1 protein-coding gene and 1 pseudogene are annotated in these 2,755 nt (G+C 56.1%); both read right to left on the bottom strand.

Annotation, left to right across the window (positions count from 1 at the left end; translation table 11 throughout):
• Nucleotides 1–2 precede the first annotated feature (2 nt).
• Complete coding sequence (locus ROE7235_RS20330) at nt 3–224, bottom strand: hypothetical protein (protein WP_183073597.1); 222 nt, start codon at nt 222–224, stop codon at nt 3–5.
• An 849-nt stretch (nt 225–1,073) separates the two neighbouring features.
• A pseudogene (locus ROE7235_RS19205) lies at nt 1,074–2,621 on the bottom strand (acetolactate synthase large subunit); the annotation flags it as partial.
• Nucleotides 2,622–2,755 lie beyond the last annotated feature (134 nt).

Raw genomic sequence — 2,755 nt, 5'->3', positions numbered from 1 at the left:
GGTCAGGCAAAACCCGCAACTGGCAACCCGCCGGACCCGTCTGGCTCAACCCCGAAACCGAAATCAGCGCCCCTGAAATCAGAGACGCCGCTTGAAAGCGGCGGACAACTTCTTTGACAAACACCGCCACCAAGAAACAGAACAACTCCGCCGAGCGCCATCAATGCCAGCACAAGTATTCCAAAAATCCCAATGTTGCCGCGATACTGCTGAACTTGTTCCATGATCCGTCTCCTCGTGATTGCGTTTATTTGGAACTCCAACAGAATTTCGCTGCCAGTCAGTTGCCACCGCCCTTAGTACATCTGATCACGGAAGTGGCAGCAGAGACCTAACATCGATCAGTCCCCTGTCGTCTAACCTATTGTAGGCGTCATGGAATTGTGGCGATGCCACCCGTCGTCTCCGAAAATGAGGCGAATGACAGTTGGCCTTCGGGCGATGATAAATCGGCGGGCGAGAGCGGCGTCCAGACTTCATCCGCTAGAGTTGAGCCGCTTTGGTCGCCGGAAGGTGTTGGTATCGGTAGAGGTTCCGCTTCGGAGCAGTGTTGCAGCATCAGAAGTTGATGTATTCGGACGCCCAGCTTGACAATGGCACGCCCCCGTTCAGCCGCGCCCTTGTACCCCGCTCGAACCGGTTCGAACCGACCGCGAACCAAGGCAACCTCAGACTTTAAACCGCCGGCAAAATGAGAAAGCGTTTTGACAGATTAGAGAACAAAATCGGCTGTTTTGGTCATTCGCCGCGACAGGCTACGAACAGCTGCTAACCCGAACAGTGTTTAGAGTATCATTTCGCCCCCTTCCGCAAACGCCCCCCGGAAGCCCTTTTGATGACAGTCGCGATTTCATCGCTTGCTGTAAGAGCGGCCAGTCGAAACCCGGCTGGTATGTCGAATATACCTTCAAATACACATCCGTGGTGCGCGATATATTACGCGCCGCCGCGCAAGACCTTTACGAAGACCAAGCGGTCGTTGCATTTCGTCAGGCGCATTGCGCCACCCAATCTGACCAGCGCGACCTCACGGCGCGCGCTGCCGTCTCGGCACTCTCTTGCCCTTTGTGCATTCAGAATGTTGTTTCGATTTTGCCGAACCGCTCGGTCAGCATCATGTTCTCGCGGTAGTCGATCGGGATCACCACCATCGCGGGCCCTTTATGTGTCAATGCCCGATTCAATGCATCTTGCAGGTCTGCCGCATCTTCACAGCGTTCGCCTTGCCACCCCATCGAGGCACAAAGTCCCAGCCAATCGGGGTTGGTGAACGACAGATCCGTGTGGTGCCCGAACTCTTGCTGCTGCTTCCACGCGATCAACCCATAAGCGTGATCTTCCCAAACCAGCACCGTGATGTCGGAACTGAGGCGACTTGCGGTTTCCATCTCCTGCACATTCATCATCACATCCCCATCGCCAACCACGGCAAGGATTTTTGCGTCCGGCCTTGACAGTTTAGCCGATATCGCCCCGGGAAGTGGCATACCCATCGAGCAAAATCCATTTGAAATCAGGCAAGTGCCGGGTTCATGGCATTGGTAGTGGCGGGCAACCCACATCTTGTGAGCCCCAACGCCAGACAACAGAATGTCATGCGGCCCCAGAACAGCGCGCACATCAGCGATGGCCTTTTGGGGGCGGATTGATCCCTTGGTGTCATCATCGTCATGCTCTGCAAATTCCTCCAGCATCTTCCGACGCAGCTTGGCCTGCGATGCAAAGTCGAATTCAGGTGTGCCGTCCCGCGCCACGCGGGCGTTCAACATCTCAATTCCATGGGACAGATCGCCCACAACTTCGATCTGAGGCTGGTAGTTGCAATCGCTCTCGGCGGGAAGGAAATCCATGTGGATAATGTCGCGCGCTCCCTCGGCATTCCATTTTTCTGGGCCGTACTCGACCAGATCGTAGCCCACAGTGATGATCAGATCGGCCGCATCGATCGCCGACTGTGGATAGTCGCGTTGCCCCATGCCGATGGTAAACAGACAGTGTTCGCTGTCCATGTCAACGGCGCCCTTTGCCATGAACGTCATCAATACACCGATCCCGGTCGCATGGCAGAATTGACAGAGCTGTTCGCTGACGCTGGTGCGGATTGCCCCGTTTCCCGCGATTATCAATGGGCTCTTGGCGCTGCGTATCCGTTCCCACACCTCGTCCATGATCTTGTTTTCCGGCACCGGGCGGCGAGGTCGTCCAGGCCGCATCGGACGAGCATCGGTCTCGTTGGCCGCAATATCTTCCGGCAGTTCGATATGGGTCGCCCCCGGTTTTTCGACCACAGCCAGCTTTATCGCCTTATGCACAATTTCAGGAATGTTGTCGGCGTGATTGACTGCGCAGGACCATTTGGTGACGGGGCGGAATAGTCCGACCACATCCATCACCTGATGGCTTTCCTTGTGTTGTCGGGTTAAAGCCCCCTGACCGGTGATCGCAAGGATAGGCGCGCGGTCCATGTTGCCATCAGCGACGCCAGTGATCAGATTGGTCGCCCCCGGTCCCAGCGTGCCCAGACAGACGCCAACCTCGCCCGTCAGCCTGCCGTGGATTTCTGCCATAAATGCGGCGGCCTGCTCGTGTCGGGTAAGGACAAACTCGATGGTGGATTTTTCGAGCGACTGAAGTGGTCCTGCTTTTTAGGACAGGTTTGCGGCTTGTCTAAGATGCATCAGATTTATGTTCATGCCGCTTTTCGTATCTCTGCTTGCTCGAAGTATGCCGCGTCTGGGGTGCGTTTGTCGAGCGC

It is taken from the genome of Roseinatronobacter ekhonensis (genome assembly GCF_900499075.1).
In the GTDB taxonomy this organism is placed as follows: domain Bacteria; phylum Pseudomonadota; class Alphaproteobacteria; order Rhodobacterales; family Rhodobacteraceae; genus Roseinatronobacter; species Roseinatronobacter ekhonensis.
This window is presented reverse-complemented; position numbering and strand designations above follow the sequence as displayed.